The 512-nt window shown below is 68.4% G+C and carries 1 protein-coding gene; it reads left to right on the forward strand.

Features of this window, described 5'->3' with window-relative positions:
* On the forward strand, positions 1-512 hold a 512-nt coding region (locus tag FGD71_RS34815; RefSeq protein ID WP_119104581.1), incomplete at both ends, for an SDR family NAD(P)-dependent oxidoreductase.

Genomic DNA, 512 nt, shown 5'->3' on the forward strand with positions numbered 1-512 from the left:
GGTGTGGGATGTGCGCCGGGCGCGGGAGGCGTTCCGGTATGTGAGCCAGGCCAGGCATGTGGGCAAGGTGGCGTTGACCATGCCGCGTGAGCTGGACCCGGAGGGGACGGTGCTGGTTACGGGGGCGACGGGCACGCTGGGCGGGTTGCTGGCCCGGCATCTGGTGGCCGGGCGGGGTGTGCGGGATCTGTTGCTGGTCTCCCGTCGTGGTGAACGGGCCGAGGGTGCGGTGGAGTTGGGCCGGGAGCTGAGGGATCTGGGCGCTCGGGTGCGGTTTGCCGCCTGTGATGTGGCGGACCGGGAGGCGTTGTCCGGTCTGCTGGGTTCGTTGGAGCGGCCGTTGACCGGTGTGGTGCACACGGCGGGTGTGCTGGATGACGGGGTGATCGCCTCGTTGACTCCGGAGCGGATCGATGGGGTGTTCCGGCCGAAGGTCGACGCGGCGTTGAATCTGCATGAGTTGACGTTGGACATGGATCTGGCCATGTTCGTGGTCTTCTCCTCGGCTGCCG

Source organism: Streptomyces sporangiiformans, assembly GCF_005768555.2.
GTDB lineage: Bacteria > Actinomycetota > Actinomycetes > Streptomycetales > Streptomycetaceae > Streptomyces > Streptomyces sporangiiformans.